Source organism: Halomonas pelophila, assembly GCF_040196315.1.
Classification (GTDB): domain Bacteria; phylum Pseudomonadota; class Gammaproteobacteria; order Pseudomonadales; family Halomonadaceae; genus Halomonas; species Halomonas pelophila.
The window spans coordinates 15,836-36,833 of record NZ_JBEGCI010000018.1 but is presented as its reverse complement, the minus strand read 5'-3'; the positions used below and the strand labels follow the sequence as shown (position 1 = coordinate 36,833).

Annotated in this window: 20 protein-coding genes and 1 pseudogene; 13 read left to right on the top strand and 8 right to left on the bottom strand. The window is 68.5% G+C overall.

The features are described 5' to 3' along the window. The first annotated feature begins 32 nt into the window (after positions 1 to 32). From ABE957_RS16345 to ABE957_RS16330, 4 genes are all read left to right on the top strand, one after another. Positions 33 to 356: a hypothetical protein gene (locus ABE957_RS16345; RefSeq protein WP_349759732.1), complete on the top strand. Its 324-nt coding sequence runs from the start codon at positions 33 to 35 to the stop codon at positions 354 to 356. A 267-nt stretch (positions 357 to 623) separates the two neighbouring features. Further along, entirely contained in the window at positions 624 to 2,015 is a 1,392-nt protein-coding gene (locus ABE957_RS16340; RefSeq protein ID WP_349759731.1) for an MFS transporter, read from the top strand. Between the two features lie 155 nt (positions 2,016 to 2,170). Then, complete coding sequence (locus tag ABE957_RS16335) at positions 2,171 to 3,817, top strand: PEP-utilizing enzyme (RefSeq protein ID WP_349759730.1); 1,647 nt, start codon at positions 2,171 to 2,173, stop codon at positions 3,815 to 3,817. Continuing rightward, positions 3,814 to 4,635, top strand: coding sequence for a PEP/pyruvate-binding domain-containing protein (locus ABE957_RS16330; protein ID WP_349759729.1), 822 nt, complete (start codon positions 3,814 to 3,816; stop codon positions 4,633 to 4,635). The genes ABE957_RS16335 and ABE957_RS16330 overlap by 4 nt, the downstream gene beginning before the upstream one ends. A gap of 71 nt (positions 4,636 to 4,706) precedes the next feature. Here ABE957_RS16330 and ABE957_RS16325 read toward each other — a convergent pair whose 3' ends face one another. Further along, positions 4,707 to 6,026: a carboxypeptidase-like regulatory domain-containing protein gene (locus ABE957_RS16325; RefSeq protein WP_349759728.1), complete on the bottom strand. Its 1,320-nt coding sequence runs from the start codon at positions 6,024 to 6,026 to the stop codon at positions 4,707 to 4,709. A gap of 20 nt (positions 6,027 to 6,046) precedes the next feature. Further along, entirely contained in the window at positions 6,047 to 6,388 is a 342-nt protein-coding gene (locus ABE957_RS16320) for a YbjQ family protein (RefSeq protein WP_349759727.1), read from the bottom strand. A gap of 268 nt (positions 6,389 to 6,656) precedes the next feature. Between ABE957_RS16320 and ABE957_RS16315 the strand changes: the two genes are divergently transcribed. The 4 genes from ABE957_RS16315 (at position 6,657) to ABE957_RS16300 (ending at position 8,973) form a co-directional block, all read left to right on the top strand. Then, a complete protein-coding gene (locus ABE957_RS16315) occupies positions 6,657 to 6,935 on the top strand; it encodes a peptidylprolyl isomerase (protein ID WP_349759726.1) in 279 nt (92 codons plus the stop codon). 127 nt (positions 6,936 to 7,062) lie between these two features. Then, positions 7,063 to 7,269, top strand: coding sequence for a DUF6494 family protein (locus ABE957_RS16310; protein WP_349759725.1), 207 nt, complete (start codon positions 7,063 to 7,065; stop codon positions 7,267 to 7,269). Positions 7,270 to 7,276: 7 nt separating this feature from the next. Further along, the gene (locus tag ABE957_RS16305) at positions 7,277 to 8,200 is read left to right on the top strand and encodes an ABC transporter ATP-binding protein (RefSeq protein WP_349759766.1); all 924 of its coding nucleotides are present in this window, start codon (positions 7,277 to 7,279) and stop codon (positions 8,198 to 8,200) included. A 2-nt stretch (positions 8,201 to 8,202) separates the two neighbouring features. Next, positions 8,203 to 8,973 carry an ABC transporter permease gene (locus ABE957_RS16300; protein ID WP_432765426.1) on the top strand — a complete coding sequence of 257 codons (771 nt, stop codon included), beginning with the start codon at positions 8,203 to 8,205 and terminating at the stop codon, positions 8,971 to 8,973. A gap of 59 nt (positions 8,974 to 9,032) precedes the next feature. Here the strand turns inward: ABE957_RS16300 and ABE957_RS16295 are convergent, their stop codons facing one another. Then, complete coding sequence (locus ABE957_RS16295; protein ID WP_349759724.1) at positions 9,033 to 9,941, bottom strand: carbamate kinase; 909 nt, start codon at positions 9,939 to 9,941, stop codon at positions 9,033 to 9,035. 195 nt (positions 9,942 to 10,136) lie between these two features. Between ABE957_RS16295 and yejK the strand changes: the two genes are divergently transcribed. From yejK to ABE957_RS16280, 3 genes are all read left to right on the top strand, one after another. Continuing rightward, the gene (gene yejK / locus ABE957_RS16290; protein WP_349759723.1) at positions 10,137 to 11,144 is read left to right on the top strand and encodes a nucleoid-associated protein YejK; all 1,008 of its coding nucleotides are present in this window, start codon (positions 10,137 to 10,139) and stop codon (positions 11,142 to 11,144) included. Between the two features lie 152 nt (positions 11,145 to 11,296). Then, positions 11,297 to 11,881: an NAD(P)H-dependent oxidoreductase gene (locus tag ABE957_RS16285; protein WP_349759722.1), complete on the top strand. Its 585-nt coding sequence runs from the start codon at positions 11,297 to 11,299 to the stop codon at positions 11,879 to 11,881. A gap of 237 nt (positions 11,882 to 12,118) precedes the next feature. After that, the gene (locus tag ABE957_RS16280; protein WP_349759721.1) at positions 12,119 to 13,432 is read left to right on the top strand and encodes a GGDEF domain-containing protein; all 1,314 of its coding nucleotides are present in this window, start codon (positions 12,119 to 12,121) and stop codon (positions 13,430 to 13,432) included. On the opposite strand, the gene trxC is transcribed toward ABE957_RS16280, so the two are convergent. Next, positions 13,347 to 13,784, bottom strand: a complete 438-nt coding sequence (gene trxC, locus ABE957_RS16275) for a thioredoxin TrxC (RefSeq protein ID WP_349759720.1) — start codon at positions 13,782 to 13,784, stop codon at positions 13,347 to 13,349. The genes ABE957_RS16280 and trxC overlap by 86 nt on opposite strands. A gap of 162 nt (positions 13,785 to 13,946) precedes the next feature. On the opposite strand from trxC, the gene ABE957_RS16270 reads away from it, so the two are divergent. Then, positions 13,947 to 15,737 carry an ABC transporter transmembrane domain-containing protein gene (locus tag ABE957_RS16270; RefSeq protein ID WP_349759719.1) on the top strand — a complete coding sequence of 597 codons (1,791 nt, stop codon included), beginning with the start codon at positions 13,947 to 13,949 and terminating at the stop codon, positions 15,735 to 15,737. A 43-nt stretch (positions 15,738 to 15,780) separates the two neighbouring features. On the opposite strand, the gene ABE957_RS16265 is transcribed toward ABE957_RS16270, so the two are convergent. From ABE957_RS16265 to ABE957_RS16255, 3 genes are read right to left on the bottom strand one after another with little or no spacing between them, the layout of a single operon-like run. After that, on the bottom strand, positions 15,781 to 18,186 hold the full coding sequence (locus ABE957_RS16265; protein ID WP_349759718.1) for a DNA polymerase II: 2,406 nt from the start codon (positions 18,184 to 18,186) through the stop codon (positions 15,781 to 15,783). A gap of 5 nt (positions 18,187 to 18,191) precedes the next feature. Then, the gene (locus tag ABE957_RS16260; RefSeq protein WP_349759717.1) at positions 18,192 to 18,494 is read right to left on the bottom strand and encodes a DUF1294 domain-containing protein; all 303 of its coding nucleotides are present in this window, start codon (positions 18,492 to 18,494) and stop codon (positions 18,192 to 18,194) included. Next, positions 18,491 to 19,261, bottom strand: a complete 771-nt coding sequence (locus ABE957_RS16255) for a metallophosphoesterase (RefSeq protein WP_349759716.1) — start codon at positions 19,259 to 19,261, stop codon at positions 18,491 to 18,493. Before ABE957_RS16255 ends, ABE957_RS16260 begins: the two co-directional genes overlap by 4 nt. A 239-nt stretch (positions 19,262 to 19,500) precedes the next feature. Between ABE957_RS16255 and ABE957_RS16250 the strand changes: the two are divergent. After that, a pseudogene (locus ABE957_RS16250) lies at positions 19,501 to 19,679 on the top strand (IS1380 family transposase); the annotation flags it as partial. 26 nt (positions 19,680 to 19,705) lie between these two features. On the opposite strand, the gene ABE957_RS16245 reads toward ABE957_RS16250, so the two are convergent. Beyond that, positions 19,706 to 20,917 carry a benzoate/H(+) symporter BenE family transporter gene (locus ABE957_RS16245; protein ID WP_349759715.1) on the bottom strand — a complete coding sequence of 404 codons (1,212 nt, stop codon included), beginning with the start codon at positions 20,915 to 20,917 and terminating at the stop codon, positions 19,706 to 19,708. Between the last annotated feature and the right edge of the window lie 81 nt (positions 20,918 to 20,998).

Genomic DNA, 20,998 nt, shown 5'->3' with positions numbered 1-20,998 from the left:
TCCCCCTGTGCGACACCACCAAGGAGACGGTCATGGTTCGCTTCATTATCACCCTCGCCGCGCTGGCCGGCCTGGCCTACGGCGGCATCTACTTCTACTACGACGTCAGCCTGAAGCGCGCCGTCGGCGATCACCTCGACCGCCTCGGCCTCACCGCGGTGGAGGTGAAAGGAATCGACTTCGCCCCCATGGCGCCGCTGGTCACCGACACCCATATCACCGCCGAGGTCGCCTACCGCAGCGCCGAGGCGAGCCTCGACATCCGCGTGATCGGCCATCCGGTGTTCTCCGAGGAGTATCGTCTCGAACTCGACAGCCTGCAGGCCTTCCGCCTCAGCATCGGGGCGGGCGAGTGAACCCGGGCCGTGAGACGGCCCCGGCTCGGCCCCGCTGCGACAGCCATCGACCGCTGTCGTCCACGTGACGCGGTCCCGACATGCCGGAGAGTCGTGCAGGGATGCCGGATTCTGATCGCCTCCACCGTCGGGCATCCGCCTGCCCCATGCCGGTGGCACATACCGAGCGGCATGTCGGCGAACACCTCGTCGACGGGGGGCGCCAGAAAGTCGCCGTTGATCGCAAAGCCTGCGCCATGCGCATGGCGACATTGACGGGGCGCTCCCTTGAACGCCAGCGACGCTGACACCCGAATGCACGCCGCAAGCACTGCGGCCCTGCTGATCGCCTCAGCGCAGGCGCCGCTGGGGTCGACGCTGATTGCCGTGGCGCTCCCTTCCATCGGCATCGGGATCGGGGCGGATCTCGTCCTGATCACGGGTCTGCTGGTCACCGGCTATCTGGTCGTCAACGTGGTCTGCCAGGGGCCGGCGGGAAAGATCAGCGATCTCATCGGGCATTCGCGCCTTCTGTGGACGGGGATCGGGCTTTACGTCATCGGCGCGGGGCTCGGGCTCCTGGCACAGGGTGTCAGCCTCCTGTTCGTGTCACGCTGCACGATGGCGGCTGCCGGTGCGCTGGTGGTCCCTGCCACACTCGCCCTGATGCGTCTGCATGTACCCACAGCAAGGCGTGGCCGTATCTTTGGCCTGTTTGGCGCGACCATGGGCATTGCCGCGGCAGGGGGGCCCGCCCTGGGGGGTGAGATCGTGAGCCTGTTCGGCTGGCGCGCCGTGTTCATCGCCAATTTGCCATTCCTGGCGCTTTCGGCCCTTCTATTGCACCGGTATCCCTTGCCTGCAAGCCACATCCCGGCACGGCGTTCCCTGAGGGCACTGGCCCAGTCGCTGGATGTTGTCGGCATCGGCCTGTTGGCGCTGTCCCTAGCGCTTTTGATCGTGGCGAGCAGACTCGATGGCCCGGGTTTTATCGCCGCGATTCTGGCGGGGACGCTCGTCGGCATCGCCTTTGTCACCTGGGAGGTGAAGGCCGCAGCCCCCGTCTTCGATCCGCACCTGTTTTCTCTGCCTGCCTTTGCCGCGGGAACGCTGATGATCGCCTTGCAGAACTTCGCGATGTACGGATTGCTGTACCAGTTGCCGCAGTTCTTTTCCGTGTTCCGCGAGGCAGCGCCGCGCGACATCGGCTACCTGCTGTTCGTGATGATGATCGGCATGGTGGTGGCCGCCCCGGTGGGTGGACACCTGACCGACCGGATCAGCGCACGGTGTGTGGCGCTCCTGGGGTGTGCGCTGCTGCTGTCGGGCATGGTGCAGCTCTGGCACCTGGCGTCGTTCGAGTCTCCGCAGGACGCGATGCTGGCCCTGCTGATCTTCGGGCTGGGCCTTGGCCTGTGCAACGCGTCCGCCCAGGCCTCCTTGATGAGCGCCGTAGAGTCGGGGCAGGCGGGAATGGCCGCCGGGGTCAGTTCCACGATGCGCTATCTCGGAGGAATCCTGAGCATCCTGGTTCTCGGCGCGGTCCTGGGAGGCGACACGATCGTCAGCATGACGCGCCATGAGGTCATGATCTGGCTGTTTACCGTGGCCATCGTGCTGTCCGCCCTCATGAGCCAGCGCCTGCTGGGCGCGGGGAATACGGCGGCAGGATCCCCCTGACGTCGTTCCTTCGGCTGCCTTTCGCCGATGCCTCCGGCCGTGCCCGCCCCTTCCTGAGGGGAGATAAAGCCCCCTGTCAGGGATGTGAAGTCTGCTAGCATCAATCTAGTGCCCGACCCTCCCTCCGAGCTGCACTCACGGCAGGACATGACACCATGAACCGTCCCACTCCGTCCGCCCCGACCGCCTTTGAAGCCCCCGGACCGGGAACCTGGTCCGTTGACGCGGCGCATTTCCCGCGCCCGGTGTCGCATTTTCAGGCCGAGATCCATCCACCAGGCATCACCAGCGGGTTTCTGGAGTGCGCACGCCGCTATGGGTTGCTGATCGACACCCTGGACTTCCGGTTCGTGAACGGTTTCGCCTACTCGAGCCCCGTCCCCGCGGCCGAGGCGGACATTCCGGAGCGTTTCACGGCCGCCGAGGAGGTGTTCCGGACCAAGATCTGGAGAGAGGATCTCGAGCGCTGGGACCGCGACGTGAAACCCGCCTCCATCAAGACGCATCAGGCGCTGCTGGCCGTAGACCCCGCCACGCTGTCCGACGACGAACTGATGACCTATGTCGATCGTTGCCGCGACAACCTGCAACGCATGATTCATCAACATCACAGTTTCAATCTGGCGGCGATTCTTCCGGTGGGGGATTTCATGGCCCATGTCGGCGCCTGGACCAGCCTGCCGATGGGCGAGTTTCTCGCGCTGACCCGTGGATCGGCCCCGGAATCCGCCGGCTCCTTTCCGGAGATGGATCGCCTGGCCGAGGAGATACGCCACCGCCCGGATGCCCGCGAGCGCCTGGAGTGCGGCCAGGCGAGTGCGGAGATCCTCGAGCAGCTCCGCCACGAGTCGGGTTCACTGGGCGAAGCAACGAGAGCCTATCTTGGCGTGGTGGGCGATCGACTGCTCAACAGCTTGGATACCGCCGAGCCCAGGGCCATCGAAGTGCCCGACGCGCTCGTCGCCCGGATCAGGCTGGCCGTCGCGCAGCCTGTGCATCGGGACGGGGCCGTCACCGAAGGGGAAGTGGCCAGGCTGCGAGAGAAGATTCCCTCCGAATACCACGCCCAGTTCGATGAGCTTCTCGACGAGGTGCGTCTCATGTCGCGGCTGCGTGACGAGCGAGGCTTCTACAGCGACGTCTGGGCGGGGGGCGTCATGCGCCGCGCCCTGCTTGCCGCCGGCGAGAGGCTTGCCGCGGAGGGCCGGATCGACGCGGCGGCACATCTCATCGAGGCGAGCTACGAGGAGATCCAGGCCCTTCTGCGCCGCGCGGGAGGCCCTGGCGCCGCGGAACTGGCGGAACGCGCCAGGTATCGCAAGGAGCAACGGGCCGAGAATGCGCCCGCGGAACTCGGCGATCCCGCCTCTCCGCCGCCCCCGATGGACGGCCTGCCGCTAGAGGTGATACGCGTGATGACCGCCCTGGGGACGGCCATTCAATCCCTCGGGGCGGGGCCTCGAGACCAGCGCGACAGTCCCGTCATCAAGGGCATCGGAGCGAGCCCCGGCACCTACAGCGGACGCGCCCGGGTCATCGACACGATCGCAGACCTCGGTCGCCTCGAACAGGGTGATGTACTGATCACGGCGGCGACCACGGATTCCTTCAATATCGTCCTTCCCCTGCTGGGCGCCATCGTCACGAATGCCGGCGGCCTGCTCTCCCATGCCGCCATCGTGGGGCGCGAATATGGCATCCCCTCCGTCGTGGGGACCCGCAACGCCACCGCGCGGATCGCGGACGGAGCACGTGTGACCGTGGACGGAACCACAGGCGACGTCCGGATCGACGCGCCATGACACCGGTTCCATTGTCGTCGGCCCGCGATGAGCAGGCCTACGGCGGAAAGGCCACGCAACTCGGCGCGGCGATCCGCGCCGGGCTGCCTGTGCCTGAAGGTTGCGCGCTCGACACTCTGTTCGTCGATGCGATCGCCTCGGGTGACCGCGACGCACGGGCGGAACTTGCGGGAATATGTGCGCAGATGCCCGGTCCGGTGGCCGTAAGATCCTCGGCCATCGGCGAGGACTCGGGTGGTGCGAGTTTCGCCGGACAGCATGCGACCGTTCTCAACGTCATAGGGTTCGAGGCCGTGTCGGACGCGGTTCTGGTGGTCCGGAAATCGGCGTGGACGGCGTCTGCCCGGGGATATCGCGACCGTGTCGGGGTGGACACCGACATCCGCATGGGCGTGGTCATTCAGCGTCTTGTCGACGCGGAGGTGGCCGGCGTGCTGTTCACCTGCAACCCCGTGAGCGGACAGGACGAACGTGTCGTCGAGGCCGTGTGGGGGCTGGGTGAAGCGGTTGTGCAGGGTCTGGTCATCCCCGATTGCTATCGCATGGATCGTGCAGGCTGCCTCCTTGAATGCCGCGCAGGCGTCAAGGACATCCGTATTCAGCGTATGCCCGGAGGCCTGACCTGCCAGGAGGCCGTGGCGGAGCATCTGGTCGAGCATCACTGCCTGGATGCGGAAAAACTGGCGGCACTGCACGTTCTGGTGTCGCAATGCGAGAGCGTGTTCGGTACAGGACCCCATGACATCGAATGGGCGTTCGAGCGCGAGAAGCCGTACCTGCTGCAATTACGCCCGGTGACGAAATACTCGACGGCCTGAACCGCGATCCAGGCGGAGCGGCGAGCACGCAGAATGAACGGGACAAGATGCCTTCGCCACTTCACCCCGACTCAGGACGAGGGCAGACAGCCATCGAGATCGCTGTCGGCAGGCAGTTCACGCAGGCGAACCTCGAGATCATGGCGACGGTGGTCGCTATCGAAGGCCATCACCTCGACGACGGTATCATCACGCGGGCCGACCCGCATCGGCGCCGAGTGGTAGACGAACCGCTCGCCATCCACCGTCATTTGCAGGCGCGGCAGGCCCTCCTCGTCGTACTCCAGCCGCAGCGAATCGAAGCGCCATGTCAGCGGCGAGTCGTCGGCACAGCTCGCCAGATCCCGTGGAACGCCCGGCGTCAGCTCGACGTGCTGCCGTTCCAGGATCCTGCCCTCGGCATCGGTCACCACCAGCCGGTAGGCGCGCGGCCCCGCATAGGGCGCGCCCTCCTCGGGCAGGGTCGTCAGCAGCGCGGCTAGGACGGGCTCCACCGGTAACAGCGGCGGCTGATACGGCAGCGTGTTGCCAGGGCCGGGACGATAGACGAAACGCAATGACAGCAGCCGCTCGCTGGTGGCGTCCAGCCCCGGCACCTCGCCCGACATCGCGGTCACGGCACCGGGCTCCCAGGCCAGCTTGGCGAACCGTCCCTTCGCCGTGCGCACGAAGAGCGTGCCGGGCGTGTCGTTCAGCGTCAGCTTCGTCGCCGAGGGCGGCGCAGGCGAGACGTTCTGATAGCGCAGCAGGTAGTCATACGAGGGCATGGCGATGCCTTGAGCCTCGGCCGACACGAAGTGAAGCCCTCCGCCCTCGGTCGCGGCCAGCGTGACCTCGAGGGGGTCGCGCTGCATGCTGACGGGGTAGAGATCGACCCTCGACAGATCGCCCGTCGGGGCATGATCGATGAACGACCACCCGAAGGGCTCGCCGGCCGCATCCCAGCCGAGATAGGCCGTCCCGCCGGGCAGGCGCTCGTCGCGATTGACCACCGTCTGCAGGATCAGCGCCGCGCCCGGCGCCGCATGGCCGATATCCAGGGTCTGATAGCCCTCCGCCTCGGCCCTGAGCCGGCCGCCCCCCGAGCCCACGAGCCACACCGGGCCGGGCATCGCCACGCGAAAGCGCCCCTCGGCGTTGGTGGTGGCGGTGGCCACATAGCCCTTGTCCCAGATCAGCTGGCCGTGGTGGTCGCTCCGCCCCCAGCCCTGGCGGCGCAGGGTGATGGTGGCACCGGCGATCGGTGCAGCGCCGTGATACTCGACCAGCCGACCCGACACGGGGGCCGGCGCCAGCCACCACAGCGCCAGCCACACCAGCAGCCCCAGGACGCCGAAGGCAGCGAGCAGCTCCAGGACAAGGCGGCGCAACGGCCGGGAACGGCTGCTCACAGCGCCCACTTGCGAGGCGCTCAGGCCCTGGCGACCTTCACCGCCGTGCCAGTCGCGACCAGGAACAGCATCGACTTGCCGCCGCCGGAGATCTCGCTGTAGTCGAGGTCGATGCCGATGACGGCATTAGCCCCCATGTTACTCGCCTCCCGACGCAGCTCGTCCAGGCAGGCCACCCTGGCGTCGCGCAAGGCATCCTGGGACGACGTGTTGCGCCCACCGAAGAAGTCGCGAAAGCCGGCGAACATGTCCTTGAGGATGTTCATGCCAAGCACGCACTCGGCCGAGACGATATCGACGTGTTCTGTCACGCGGTAGCCCTCGAGGTGGGACGAGGTGGTCAGGATGACTCGCTCGGACATGGGACTCTACTCCGTTCATGGGTCGTGCTTCAGGTCATGGGTGGTGTTTCAGGATGACGGTTCACTGCTTCACTCGTTGCGTCCTCGCGCCGGTCCTGCCCCGACGGTCGGGTCCAGGCCTACTCGCTGCGGCCGGCATGGCACTTGACCGTCAGCATGTCACCAAAGGTAAACGGGGACCAGTTCGCAGGGGACACCCATGAGGGGTGGCGTGATATGCTCCGCGGGACATCAACCGGCATCCCAGCCGACCTTCGAGGAGAGCAACATGGCTCAGGCAAGCGCACGTCATATCCTGGTGGACAGCGAAGCGAAGTGTAACGAACTCAAGGCCGAGATCGAGGGCGGTCGCGACTTCGCCGAGGCGGCTCGCGAGAACTCCAACTGCCCGTCCGGCCGTCAGGGCGGCGAGCTCGGCACCTTCGGCCCGGGCCAGATGGTGCCGGAGTTCGACAAGGTGGTGTTCGAGGGTGAAGTGGGCAAGGTCCACGGCCCGGTGAAGACCCAGTTCGGCTATCACCTGCTGGAAATCACCAGCCGCAGCTGAGGCCACCCGGCCGCTGTCAGGAGCCGCGCATGGAGCCCATGCGCGGCTTTTTCTTGTACAGTACCTGTATCAAGTGGAGGATGATGTCAGGAAGCCGCATCGTCACCGACGCCAGAGGAGCCCTTCGATGAACGACGACACCTTCAACCACAGCATCAGAAAGCTGCTGAAGAACGTGGGCGTGAACACCCAGCAGGAGATCGAGCAGGCCGTCCGGCAGGCGCTGGCCGATGGCCGCCTGACGGGTAACGAGACCCTGCCGGCGCGCGTGACGGTCGAGGTGGCGGGCCTAGAGCTCGACCTCGAGTTCCGGGGGGACATCACCCTTGAGTGATACACCGATGATCCGCGTCGAGGGGCTGTCGAAGACCTTTTCCGACGGCTTTAAGGCGCTGGTCGATGTCGACCTGACGATCCAGCGCGGCGAGATCTTCGCCCTGCTCGGCCCCAACGGCGCGGGCAAGACGACCCTGATCAGCGTGATCTGCGGGCTGGTCAACGCAAGCCAGGGCCGGGTGCTGGTGGATGGCCACGACAACGTCGGCGATTACCGCGCCGCCCGCCAGCTGATCGGCCTGGTGCCCCAGGAGCTGACCAACGAGGCCTTCACCACGGTATGGGACACGGTCAGCTTCAGCCGCGGGCTGTTCGGCAAGCCCAAGGACCCGGCGCACATCGAGAAGGTGCTGCGCTCGCTGACCCTGTGGGAGAAGCGCCACAGCCGACTGCTGGAGCTCTCCGGCGGCATGAAGCGCCGCGTGCTGATCGCCAAGGCGCTCTCCCACGAGCCCCAGGTGCTGTTCCTGGACGAGCCCACCGCCGGGGTGGACGTGGAGCTGCGCCGCGAGATGTGGGAGGTGGTGCGCGGCCTGCGCGACCAGGGAGTGACGATCATCCTCACCACCCACTACATCGAGGAGGCCGAGGAGATGGCCGATCGTATCGGGGTGATTCGCCGCGGCGAGATCGTGCTGGTCGAGAACACCCACGCACTGATGAACAAGCTCGGCAGCAAGGAGCTGACCCTGCAGGTGCAGGAGCCCCTGGAGGCACTGCCGGAGTCGTTGGCGGGCCACGGCCTGGCGCTGGCCGACGAGGGTCATGCGCTGGTCTACAGCTACGACGCCGCGCGCCAGGAGGGCAACTCGACCATCTCGGGACTGCTCGCCGACCTCGAGGCGGTGGGGGTTCGGGTCAAGGACCTGCACACCCGCCAGAGTTCACTGGAAGACATCTTCGTCAGCCTGGTCCAGGAGCGTCGCTGAACATGAAGCGCTTGAACCTGCAGTCCGTGAAGACTCTCTATCTCGCCGAGATGGCGCGCAGCATGCGCACCATGCTGCAGAGCATCGTCTCGCCGGTGATCTCCACCTCGCTCTACTTCGTGGTGTTCGGCGCGGCCATCGGCACCCGAATCAGCGAGGTGGACGGCATCAGCTACGGCGCCTTCATCGTGCCGGGCCTGATCATGCTGATGCTGCTGACCCAGAGCGTCTCCAACGCCTCCTTCGGCATCTTCTTCCCGCGCTTCTCGGGCTCGATCTACGAGATCCTCTCGGCGCCGATGTCCTACGTGGAGGTGGTGGTGGGCTACGTCGGCGCGGCGGCGACCAAGTCGCTGCTCCTCGGCGTGATCGTGCTGGTCACGGCGCGGCTGTTCGTGCCCTACTCCATCGATCACCCGCTGATGATGGTGGTCTTCCTGGTGCTCACGGCGGTGACCTTCAGCCTGCTCGGCTTCATCATCGGCATCTGGGCCGACGGCTTCGAGAAGCTGCAGCTGGTGCCGCTGCTGGTGATCACCCCGCTGACCTTCCTCGGCGGCACCTTCTACTCCATCGACATGCTGCCGCCCTTCTGGCAGGCGATGACCCTGGCCAACCCGGTGGTCTATCTGGTCAGCGGGTTCCGCTGGAGCTTCTACGGCATCAGCGACGTGAGCCCGCTGGTCAGCCTGGGGATGATCCTGCTGTTCCTGTCCGTGGCGCTGGCCATGGTGGGCTGGATCTTCAAGAGCGGCTATCGCCTCAAGCCCTGATCCCTCCACGTCCGATCCCTTCGCGTCCGATCGCGATCGATCCGAGCACGCCGCCCCGATCACGCCTGGATCAGGGTGCCGGCCAGGCCCTCGAGGATCCGCCCGGCATCCTCCAGCGCGCCGATGCCGGCCACCCCGCCACGGGCGGTGACGAACTCGCAGGCGGCCGCCACCTTGGGACCCATGGAGCCCGGCTCGAACGACAGGTCGGCGAGCGCCTCGGGCGTCACGCGATGCAGCGGTCTCGGCGCGGGCCCGCCCCAGCCCTCGAACACCGCCGTCACGTCGGTCAGCAGCAGCAGGGCATCGGCGTCCAGCCGGGTCGCCAGCAGGCTGGAGGCGTGATCCTTGTCGATCACCGCCTCGACGCCGTCCAGGCGCCCGCCGGCGCCTCGCGCGGTGGGGATACCGCCGCCCCCGGCGCAGATCACCACCACTCCTGCGTCCACCAGGCGACCGATGACGTCGATGGGCAGGATGCGCCGCGGCAGGGGCGACGCGACGACCCGCCGCCAGCGCCCGGGCGACGACTCAGCGAAGGCCCAGCCCTTCTCGGCCTTCCAGCGATGCATGGCGTCGAGGTCGTAGTCGGGGCCGATGGGCTTGGTCGGGAAGAGGAAGGCGGGATCGTCGGCATCGACCTCCACCCGGGTCAGCAGGGTCGCACAGCTGGCGCCGGCCGGCATCTCGTTCATCAGCTCCGCTTCGATCAGGTAGCCGATCATGCCCTCGGTCTGGGCATCCAGCACGTCGAGCGGATAGGCCTCCTCCGGCAGGTAGGCCTGGGCCTGGAGGGCCAGCAGCCCCACCTGGGGGCCGTTGCCATGGGTCAACACCAGCTGGTGCCGGCCGGCCAGCTCGGCCAGGCCCAGCGCGGCTCGGCGCACGTTGTGGCGCTGGTTGTCTATGGTCATGGCCTCGCCTGGCCGCAACAGGGCACTGCCACCCAGGGCTACCACGATACGCATGCAAATCCGCCTCCGGCGTCGATGTCGGGGGGCTCGCCTCGAGCCTCCGGGTGCCGGCGCGACGCGGCGCCCACCCCAGGCCTTCAGCATAGTCCGCGCCGGTCGCTGCCGGCGGCGTTACCTCGCCGATCGGCTATCGAGCGGCGCCCCCGGCGGGTATCATCCCCACCCTCGCCCCTTCACCGCGGAGCTCCCATGCCGATCCTGCACAGCATCATCCATCGCATCGACACGGCCTCCGGCGAAGCGCCGACGCTGACCCCCGCCGCCCAGGACCTCGCCCCCTCGGCGGCGCTGGACGACCTGCTGGCCGGCGTCAACGACGCCTTCAATGCCAAGCCCAAGGCCTGGGGCCACTTCGTCGACGCCACGCCCGAGGGCGAGGTAAGCTCGCCCTTCGCCACCGAGCTCGCCGACTACCTCGACGGCGGCCGCGACTTCGCCACCTTCAGCCGCGACGTGGCCAAGCGCCTCGCCGAGCTGATCAGTGACCACCTGACGCTCTCCGGCGATCTCTTGATGGTCGACCAGCGCGTCGGCGACGCCCGCTACCTGAGCCTGGCGCTGCTGCATCATCGCAGCGGCTTCGGCGTCGACGACGACCTGGCGGTCGTGCCGGTGCGCCAGCTCAACCTGACCCAGATGAGCCTGGCCGCGCGTCTGGACATCCAGCAGTGGCGTAGCGACTCGCCCTCGAAGCAGTACCTCTCCTGGACCAAGGATCGCGGCGGCAAGAAGCTCGCCGAGGGTTTCGCCGCCCTGCTCGGCGCCGCGGAGGGCGTGGATGCCACGGGCGAGACCCGCACCCTGCTCAAGGCCTTCAGCGACTACGTGGAGCAGGAGGACCTGCCCGAAGAGGCCAGCCGCGAGAAGACCGACGCGCTGATCGACTACGCCAGCGACCAGGCGAGCCGCGGCGAGCCGATCACCCTGGAGGAGCTCTCGGAGGTGCTCGACGAGCAGCAGCCGAAGGCCTTCTATGAGCATATTCGCAACGCCGACTACGGTCTCTCCCCGGAGATCCCGCCCGACAAGCGCACCCTCAACCAGTTCCGGCGCTTCGCCGGGCGCTCGGGTGGCGTATCGATCAGCTTCGACTCCCACCTGCTGGGCTCCAGCGTCGAGTACGACGAGGATCAGGATCGGCTGATCATCAAGCAGGTGCCCAAGCAGCTGCGCGAGCAGCTCAAGCGCCAGGACTAAGGGCGCGCCTCTCTCGACGCGACGGCGTCTCTCTGAAGGGGTCTCTCCGAAAGCCTCGCCGCCTCGGGCGAACGACGCGGGGTGGGTTATGCTGAGCCACGCCATCGCCCTCAAGATTCCCGTCGAGCTTCGTGTCGAGAGAGAGACCCGCCATGCGCCGCATCCTGATCCTCCAGGGCCACCCCGATACCGCCGCCCCGCACCTGCTGCACGCCCTGGCCGACCACTATCGCCGGGGCGCCGAGCGGGCCGGTCACGAGGTGCGCTCGCTGACCATCGCCGAGCAGGCGTTCCCCCTGCTGCGCAGTCAGCAGGCCTGGACCGAGGAGCCGATGCCCCCGGCCCTCGAGCCGGCGCGAGACGCCATCGCCTGGTGCGAGCACCTGGTGCTGTGCTTTCCGCTATGGCTCGGCGACATGCCGGCGCTGGTGAAGGGCTTCCTCGAGCAGGTCATGCGTCCCCACTTCGCCTTCGAGTACTTGGACGGCAATCCGCTGGGTCGCAAGGGGCTCACGGGCCGCTCGGCGCGGGTGGTCGTGACTATGGGCATGCCGGCGGCGATCTACCGACATTTCTATCGCGCTCACAGCGTCAAGTCGCTGGAGCGCAATATCCTCGGCTTTGTCGGCTTCGCGCCGGTCCGCGAGACGCTGATCGGCTCGGTGGAGAACCTTGACGAGGCCGACTGCCAGACGTGGTTCAAGCGCCTGGAGACCTTGGGCAGCAAGGCGCAGTAAGCGCTCGACTTAGCCAAGGGGTCATACTTTCCCTGTAAGCGATCGCTGACACGGCGCATCAGCGTATGGCGACACGTGTCCGAGGTGGGTGGCGATACTGCGATTTCCTCACCATGCTTGGCCAGTGGCATGACCCTGCGGCCGGACGCCGCGGCGTGCCTACGGACAGTTTTCCTGCCAACCCGGCCGGACGCCCATTGCCCCGACAAGGCGCGCCGGCCCACGAGGAGGTCGTCAATGGTCACCATCGCCGCGACCGCCGAAGACCTCGACTGGCGGGGCGAATTCCGGAACCCCGCCCGCGAGGCGCTGTTCCGCCGCACCATGCGCGCCCATGACGCCTGCCAGCTGCGTCACGCCCTGGTGGTGGCCGCCGGCCTCTTCCTCGCCTTCGGCCTGACCGACTACAGCCTGCTGGGTTCGAGCCACGACTTCTGGCTGCTGCTCGCCATGCGGATCAGCGTGACCCTGATGCTCCTGCTGCTGGCTCTCGCGGTCAGGTATCGGCCCGCCCTGGCCCAGGCGCCGCTGCCGGTCAACCTGGCCTGCCTGCTGGCGATCAGCGGGCTGCTGCTGACCGTTCCCCTGCGTCCGGATGGCATCTGGATCAGCCTCGCCTCGCTGGTGGCGGCCAGCATGTCGCTGTATCTCTTCATCCCCAACCGGGTGCCCTGGATGCTGGCGGGCAACGCCTACCTGATCGGCGGCCTGCTCGTCGCGATGCGGCTCTGGGCGCCGCTGCCCGGCGGGGTGCTGGCGAACAGCCTGCTGCTGCTGGGGTTCGTCAACCTGCTGTGCTGGATGACCGTGACCCGGCTCCACCGCCTGCAACGCGCGCAGTTCGCCAGCCTGGCCGACGCGCGCTCGGTCAATCGCAGGCTGGCGGCGGAACTTGAGGAACGCAGCACCCTGGAGCGGCGCCTGCGTCACATGGCACGCACCGACGAGCTGACGGGGATCACCAACCGGCGGCGCTTCTTCGAACTGGCCGAGCAGTCACGCCGCGAGGCAAACCGCGACGGCACGCCCCTGTCGCTGTGCATGGTGGATATCGATCACTTCAAGACCATCAACGACAGGCACGGCCATGCCGTCGGCGACATGGCCCTGAGGGTGGTCGCCGCGCGCTGCCAGTCGATGCTGCGCGACAGCGACCACATGGGCCGCTATGGCGGCGAGGAGTTCGTCATCGCCCTGCCCCAGGCCTGCTCGATCACCGCCGGCGGGATCGCCGAACGCATCCGCGAGGCGGTCTCCCGTCAGCCCCTGGAGATCAACGGCATGATCCTGACGCTCTCGGTCACGCTGGGCATCAGTTGCGTCGAGCCAGGCGAGGGCAGCCTGGACCCCGGCCTGCTGCGCGCCGATCGAGCCCTCTATGCAGGCAAGGCGCGGGGGCGCAACTGCGTGGTGACGACGCCACGCAGCCTCGCGGCCGGGCGGTCGAGCGGATCGGCGCCGGCCCCTATGCCAGGTAGGGCTGCAGCCATTGGCGCAGCTGCGGCCCCTGCAGGAGCCCCGGTTGGCGGGCGACTTCCCCGCCATCCTTGAAGACGATCAGCGTGGGGATGCTGCGGATGCCGAAGCGCGCCGCCAGCGCCTGCTGCTCCTCGGTGTTCAGCTTGGCGAAGCGCAGCCGCGGCTCGAGCTCACGGGCGGCGTCGGCGAAGATCGGCGCCATCGCCTTGCAGGGACCGCACCAGCTGGCCCAGAAGTCGACCACCACCGGCAGCTCGCTACGCTCGACCAGGGCGGAGAAGTTCGCGTCGCTCAATGCTACTGGCTCGCCGGTGAACAGCGCCCTGCGGCACTTGCCGCAGGCCGGGCCATGGTCGAGCCGCGATCGCTCGACGCGATTGACGGCGTGGCAATGGGGGCAGCCCAGCTTCAGGGACTCGGTCATGGGGCACTCCAGGTCGAAGGGATTTCCTGCACGATTTTCCTGCACGCCCACGACGCCTAGCAAGCGGCGCGACGCCCGCGGCGTGGCCGTGGTGTCATGCAGCGCGCCGCGCAGGCTGTTATCGTCGCGACACTGCCAACCGGCGTCTCTCGCGAGAACCCCATGACCGACCGTCCCGATCCCCGCGTGCTGCTGCGCCTGCTGTCGCTGCTCGCCCCCTATCGCGGGCGAGTGGCGCTGGCCGCCCTGGCACTGCTCGCCGCGGCGGGCAGCGTGCTGCTGCTCGGCCAGGGGCTGCGCCTGGTGATCGACCAGGGCTTTTTGACCCGGGATCCCCGCCAGCTCAACCAGGTCCTTGCGGGCATGCTGGCCGTGGTGGCGGTGCTGGCGATCGCCTCGGCGCTGCGCTACTACCTGGTCACCTGGATCGGCGAGCGGCTGGCCGCCGACCTGCGCCGCCGCGTCTTCGATCACCTGCTCGAGCTGGAGCCGGGCTTCTTCGAGAGCAGCCGCGGGGAAGGCGGCGGCGCCGGGGAGATCTCCTCGCGGCTCACGGCGGACACCAGCGTGCTGCAGAGCCTGTTCGGCTCCTCGATCTCGCTGGCACTGCGCAACGTGCTGATGCTGACGGGCGCCGTGGCGCTGATGCTGGTGACCCAGCCATGGCTCTCGGCCATCGTGCTGCTGGGCATTCCGGCCACGGTGCTGCCGATCCTGTGGTTCGGCCGCCGGGTGCGGCGCCTCTCGCGCTTCAGCCAGGACCGGGTGGCCGAGCTGGGGCGCTATGCCGGCGAGGCCCTCGCGGGCATCCGCACCGTCCAGGCCTTCAATCACGAGCAGAGCGATCGCCGGGCCTATGGCGCGCGGGTCGAGGCGGCCTTCGCCACCGCCGTGGCACGCACGCGCCAGCGCGCCTGGCTGACCGGCGGCGCCCTGCTGGCGGTCTTCGCCGCGGTGGGCGTGATGCTCTGGCAAGGGGGCCAGGCGGTGCTCGCCGGCAGCATGACCGCGGGCGAACTCTCGGCCTTCGTCTTCTACGCGGTGCTGGCCGCCGGGGCGGTGGCGACGCTGGCCGAGGTGGCGGGCGACGTGCAGCGCGCCGCAGGCGCCGCCGAGCGGCTGCTGGAACTGCTGGAGACACGCCCCGCAATCCATACCCCGGCGCGCCCCACGTCCCTTCCCGTCCCGCTGCGCGGCGAGATTCAACTCGAGGGGGTGAGTTTCACCTATCCCGGCCGGGAAACGCCGGCGCTGACGGCCTTCGATCTTACCATCGCGCCCGGCGAGCGGGTCGCCCTGGTGGGCCCCTCCGGGGCGGGCAAGAGCACCCTGCTCGCGCTGCTGCTGCGCTTCCACGATCCCGACCAGGGCCGCCTCTGCCTGGACGGCATCGACCTGCGCGAGCTTGACCCGCGCGAGCTGCGTTCACGACTCGGCCTGGTGGCCCAGGAGCCGGTGCTGTTCAGCGGCAGCGTGGCCGACAACCTGCGCTTCGGCCGGGGCGATGCCGATCCCGACGCGCTGCGTCGGGCGGCGCGGGACGCCAACGCCCTGGGCTTCATCGAGTCGCTGCCCCAGGGCCTCGATACCCCGCTCGGCCCCGGCGGCGTGCAGCTCTCCGGCGGGCAGCGCCAGCGCCTGGCCATCGCCCGCGCCCTGCTCAAGGATCCCCGCGTGCTGCTGCTCGACGAGGCCACCAGCGCCCTGGACGCTGAGAGCGAACGCCTGGTGCAAGAGGCGCTTGACCGGCTGATGGCCGAGCGCACGAGCCTGGTGATCGCCCACCGGCTGGCCACGGTGGTCGCCGCCGACCGCCTGCTGGTGATGGACGAGGGCCGCCTGGTGGCGGCCGGACGCCACGACGAGCTGCTCGAGACGAGCCCGCTCTATCGCCACCTCGCCGAGCTGCAGTTCGGCCGCCACGCCCTTCCTTCCGTCACCGGCGAGCGCTGAGCTCCTCCCCCACCGGCGCTTGACGGTGCTCTCAACCCCAGGGTCAGAACAGCCCCAGCTGGCGGTCGATCAGCGCCGAGAAGTCGTCGCCTACGAAGGGCAGGATGGCATCGGCCACCGGCTGGAGCTGGCGGGTCAGGTAGTGGTCGGTGTCGATCGCCGCCTGCCGCCGCTCCAGGGGCTCCGGCCCGGCCACCGTCATCACGTAGCGGATCCAGCCCCCTCGCTGGTACTGGCGCGGCCGGCCCAGCCGGTCGTTGTGCTCGTCGGCGAGCCGGGCGGCGCGCACGTGGGGCGGCACGTTGCGCTGGTAGTCATCGAGTCGCCGGCGCAGCCGCTTGCGATAGATCAGCCGCGCATCCTCCTCGCCCTCCCGGGTGCGGCGCAGGAAGTCGCCGACGAAGTCCCGCACGTAGTCCCGCCACGGCTCACCCGCGAAGACGCGCCGGTAGAGTTCCTGCTGGAACTCCTTGGCGAGCTCCGTCCAGTCGCTGCGCACCGTCTCCAGGCCCTTGAAGACCAGCCGCTCCTCCCCCGCCGCGTCGCGCACGAGCCCGGCGTAGCGTTTCTTGCTGCCCGCCTCGGCGCCGCGGATGGTGGGCATCAGGAAGCGCCGGTAGTGGGTCTCGAACTGCAGCTCCAGGGCGCTCACGAGGCCATATTCCTCGGCAAGGTGTTCGCGCCACCAGGCGTTGACGCGCGCCACCAGGCGCTGGCCGATCGCCGCCGCCTGGTCCTCCGGATGCGCGCAGCCGAGCCAGACGAAGGTCGAGTCGGTGTCGCCGTAGATAACGGTATACCCCTCGGCCTCGATCAGCTCGCGGGTGCGATGCATGATGGCGTGGCCGCGCATGGTGATCGACGAGGCCAGGCGCGCATCGAAGAAGCGACAGCCCTTCGAGCCCAGCACCCCGTAGAAGCTGTTCATGATGATCTTGAGCGCCTGGGCGAGCGGCGCGTTGCCGGCCCGCTTGGCGGCCTCGCGCCCCTCCCCGACCCGCGCCACGATGCCCGGCAGGGCGTGGCGCGTGCGCGAGAAGCGCGCGCCCAGGTAGCCCGGCACCGAGACGGCGTCGGAGGGCTCGGCGAGCCCCTCCACGAGCCCCGCCGGGTCGATCAAAAAACTCTGGATGATCGAGGGGTAGAGGCTCTTGAAGTCGAGCACCAGCACCGAGTCGTAGAGGCCGGGGCGGGAGTCCATGACGAAGCCGCCGGGACTCTCGGCCGGCTCGCCCTCGCCGAGGTTGGGCGCCACCAGGCCCAGCCGGTGCAACCGCGGCAGGTAGAGGTGGGTGAAGGCCGCCACCGAGCCGCCGCTGCGATCGGCGGCCAGCCCCGTGACGCTGGCCCGCTCCAGCAGGAAGGCGAAGAGCTCGGTGTGCGCGAAGATCCGCGTCACCAGCTCGCAGTCCTTGAGGTTGTAGCGCGCCAGCGCCGGCTTGTCCTCGGCGAACCGGCGCAGGATCTCGTCGAGGCGCTGATAGGGCGTCTCGATCGCCTTGCCCTCGCCGAGCAGCGTCTGCGCCACGTGCTCCAGGCTGAAGGAGGGAAAGTGCCAGGTGGCCGAGCGCAGCGCCTCGATGCCGTCGATGATCAGCCGGCCCGCCGCCGAGGCGAAGTAGTGGTTGGCCTCTCGACCGTGGGCCCGCCACTCCATCTCGGCCCCGCCGCGGCCCAGCCGCAGCGGCACGCCTAGCCGGCGGGCATGCTCGTGGAGTAGGCGCAGGTCGAACTGCACCAGGTTCCAGCCGATGATGGCATCCGGGTCGTGGGTCGCGATCCAGGCGTTCAGCGCCTCGATCAGCGCCGCGCGGCTCTCGCAGTAGTCGAGGCGGAAGTCGAGCCCGCCGGCCTCGCCGTTGGGCGGGCCCAGCATGAACACCTGGCGCTGCCCGCAGCCCTCCAGGGCGATCGAGTAGAGCTCGCCCCGGGCGCTGGTCTCGATGTCCAGCGACACCGGGCGCAGCCGGGGGCGGTAGTCCGGCGCGGGCTTAAGCCGCGCCGCGACCAGGCGGCCCTCCCCGTCGGGCGTGCCGGTGACCGTCACCGGCGCGGTGATGAAGCGCTCCATCAGGTAGCGCTCCGGCGGGCGGATATCGGCCTCGTAGAGCGTCACGCCGACCTCCCGGAGGCGGCGCTCGAGCTGTCCCAGCCGGCGCTGCTCCCGGCAGTAGAGGCCCAGCACCGGGCGGCGCTGGAAGTCGCGCAGCGAAAGCTCGCGCAGGGTGACGCCCGGCTCGTCGGCAAGCACCGCCTCGGCCCGCTCGCGCTGCTCGGCCGGCAGGAAGGCCACCGAGGGCCGGGGCGCCAGGCGCACCTCGAGCGGGCCCTCGTCGGTGGCCAGCCAGAACGCGACCTCCACGCCCCCGGGCGTCTCCCGCCAGTGCCGGGTGAGGATGAATCCGAGGGACGTCGTGCCGCCCCGCTCTGTCAGATAATCGCTCGACAAGGGAGCTACTCGACGCCCGCCAGGCGCCGCAGCCCCCCGGCGGCGTCCGCCGTTGCCAGCCATGCTACCAGGCCGAGGTTCAGGGCCGCACAGCCCCACAGGATCCTGCCGAAAGGCTGCTTGCGCGTCTTGTGGCGAAACCCGCGCCGGGCCAGGATGGCGCCCGGCCAGCCGCCGACGACGGCAACGAAGTGCAGGGTCGACTCGCGGATGCGCCAGTCGCCACGTCGGGCCGCGGCCTTGTCGATACCATAGAGGAGCACCGCTGCCAGGCTGGCCAGCAGGTAGGTACCGATGAGCAGCGTCATGGGGCTTGCACCTCGATAATCAGGTCGGGAATGAAGAGCGGCGGGACGAACTCGTCGGGATAGCCGCCAGGGTTGGCGATCACGCGTGTCCCGCCGGCCTTGAGGTCCACCGGCTCATGGACATGGCCATGGAGCCAGAGGTCCATGCGGCCCATCAACTGCGGCAGATGGGAGGCGAAGGCCGGAGAGAGCAGATCACCACGGTAGCGCGCCGGAATGCAGTCGGCCAGGGGGGCATGGTGGCTGATCACCACCCTCGGGCCGCTGAACGGCCGCGCCAGCTCAGCCTCCAGCCAGGCCAGGGCCTCGGCATGCAGACGGCGGCTCTCTGCCGGGCAGAACACTGCCCCGTCGGGCTGCTCGATGATACGGAAATCCGGCATCAGGACCAGCGCCCTGGCCTCGGTCAACGCCGGGTCGTGTTCCGGCTGGCCAGCGTAGAGGGCGAGGTCGGTCCACAGCGTGGTGCCGTGAAAGCGTACGCCGCCCAGAGTCAGCGAGCGGTTGTCCAGCAGGTGGATGTTGAGACGTGCGGCCTCGGCGGCCAGTTCCCGTCGTAGCACGGGCATACCGGTGCCGTAGAACTCGTGGTTGCCGGGGACGTAGAGGATCGGGGTGCCCGCGAGGCGTTCGGCCGCCCAGGCGAGTCCCTGGCAGCCGGTGTGAATGTCGCCGGCCAGCACCACGGCATCGGCGTCGACCCGTGGCAGGTCGCGCCCCTCGGCAAAGTGTTCGAGATGCAGGTCGGACAGGACCCGGAGTCGCATGCCTACTCTCACGGCGGATGAACGTGGGTCCCGCGCTCGTCCGGGCGGGCAAGGCTTCTACCCTAGGCGAGCCCCGGCGCGCCGTCCAGATGGCGACTCGCCCCGCATCATGCCGGGAGCGAGCGCCGACCACTTGATCCCGCCTTGCTCACCAGGCTGAAGTAGCAACGAAGATGGCGAGCAATTTCTCTCTAGTAGTTAATATCTTCCGGACAAAACGCGATTCAAGAGGACGACTGGCCATGGGCCGGGTCGATCTCAGCGATACCACCACGCTGGGCGAGATCCACTCTGGCAGCTGGCCCGCAGCGACGCCCGTGGCACCACACCCTTGATGCAGGACAGAGCGGCTCAGACCACGCTGTTGTGGTTGATGACGTGCCTGAGCCGTGGCAACAACATCGATGTCGTGCATGAAAGGCATTGCTCTTGAAATCGCGATAATCAGGACGGTTTGCGGGCTTGCGCTTGCCTGGCCTTGCGCCCGAGACCGGGCAGCGGCCGGTGCAGCAGCGCATAGGCGAGCGCGCCAATCACCACCCCCCAGAAGGCCGAGCCCAACCCCAGCAGGCTCATGCCCGAGGCCGTGGCGATGAAGGTGATCACCGAGGCCTCCAGGTGGTCATGGTGGGCGGCGAAGGCGCTGAGGTTGCTGGTGATGGCGCCGATCAGCGCCAGGCCCGCCAGCACCGCCACGAACTCGCCGGGCAGCGAGGTGAAGAGCAGCACGATGGTGCCTGCGAAGGTGCCCCCGATCAGGTAGAAAACCCCGTTGGCCACCCCAGCCACGTAGCGCCTGTCGGGATCCTCGTGGGCCTCCTTGCTGGTGCAGATCGCCGCCGTGATTGCCGCGATCACCGTGGTGATGCCGCCGAAGCAGGCGGTGACGAAGGAGGTCAGGCTGGTCAGGGTAACGATCGGCCTGGCCGCGGTGTTGTAGCCGGCACTGCGCATGATCGCCATGCCCGGCAGGAACTGGCCGGTCAGGCTGACCAGCACCAGCGGGATGGCCAGGCTCAGGGTAGCGTTCCAGGTCCACTCGGGACGGATGAACTGCGGCTCGGCCAGGCTCAGCGTCACCCCCTCGAGGCTGGCATCCTCGAACACCACCGCCAGGATGACGCCGACCACCAGCAGCGCCACCAGGCTGTAGCGCGGGGTCAGCCGCTTGAACACCAGGTAGGTCAGGATCATGCCCAGGGTCAGCGCCGGCACCGCCTCCAGGGAGACGAAGACCCCGACCCCGAACTGGAAGAGGATGCCCGCCATCATGGCGCTGGCGATGCCCGGCGGGATCGCCTGGATGATGCGGTCGAAGGAGCCGGTAATGCCGATCACGAAGATCACCGCCGCCGCCGTCAGGTAGGCCCCCACCGCCTCGTTCAGTGACAGGCCGGGGAACAGCGTGACCAGCAGCGCCGTGCCCGGGGCCGACCAGGCGGTGACCACGGGCACCTTCAGCCACAGGCTGAGCGCGATGCCAGAGACGGCGGCGCCGATGGAGATCGCCCACACCCAGGAGGTCATCATGGCCGTCGAGATCTCGGCGCTCTGGGCCGCCTGGAAGAAGATTGCCAGCGGGCCGGAGTAGGAGACCAGCACCGCCACGAAGCCGGCGCTGATCGCGGGTATCGACCAATCCTTGTGAAGTCGCATGCAATGTCTCTCCGTCGCACCTCAGGCGACGCCGAGGTGGGTGTCGAGGATGATGAAAGATCGGCGCAGCCGGAGAAGGCC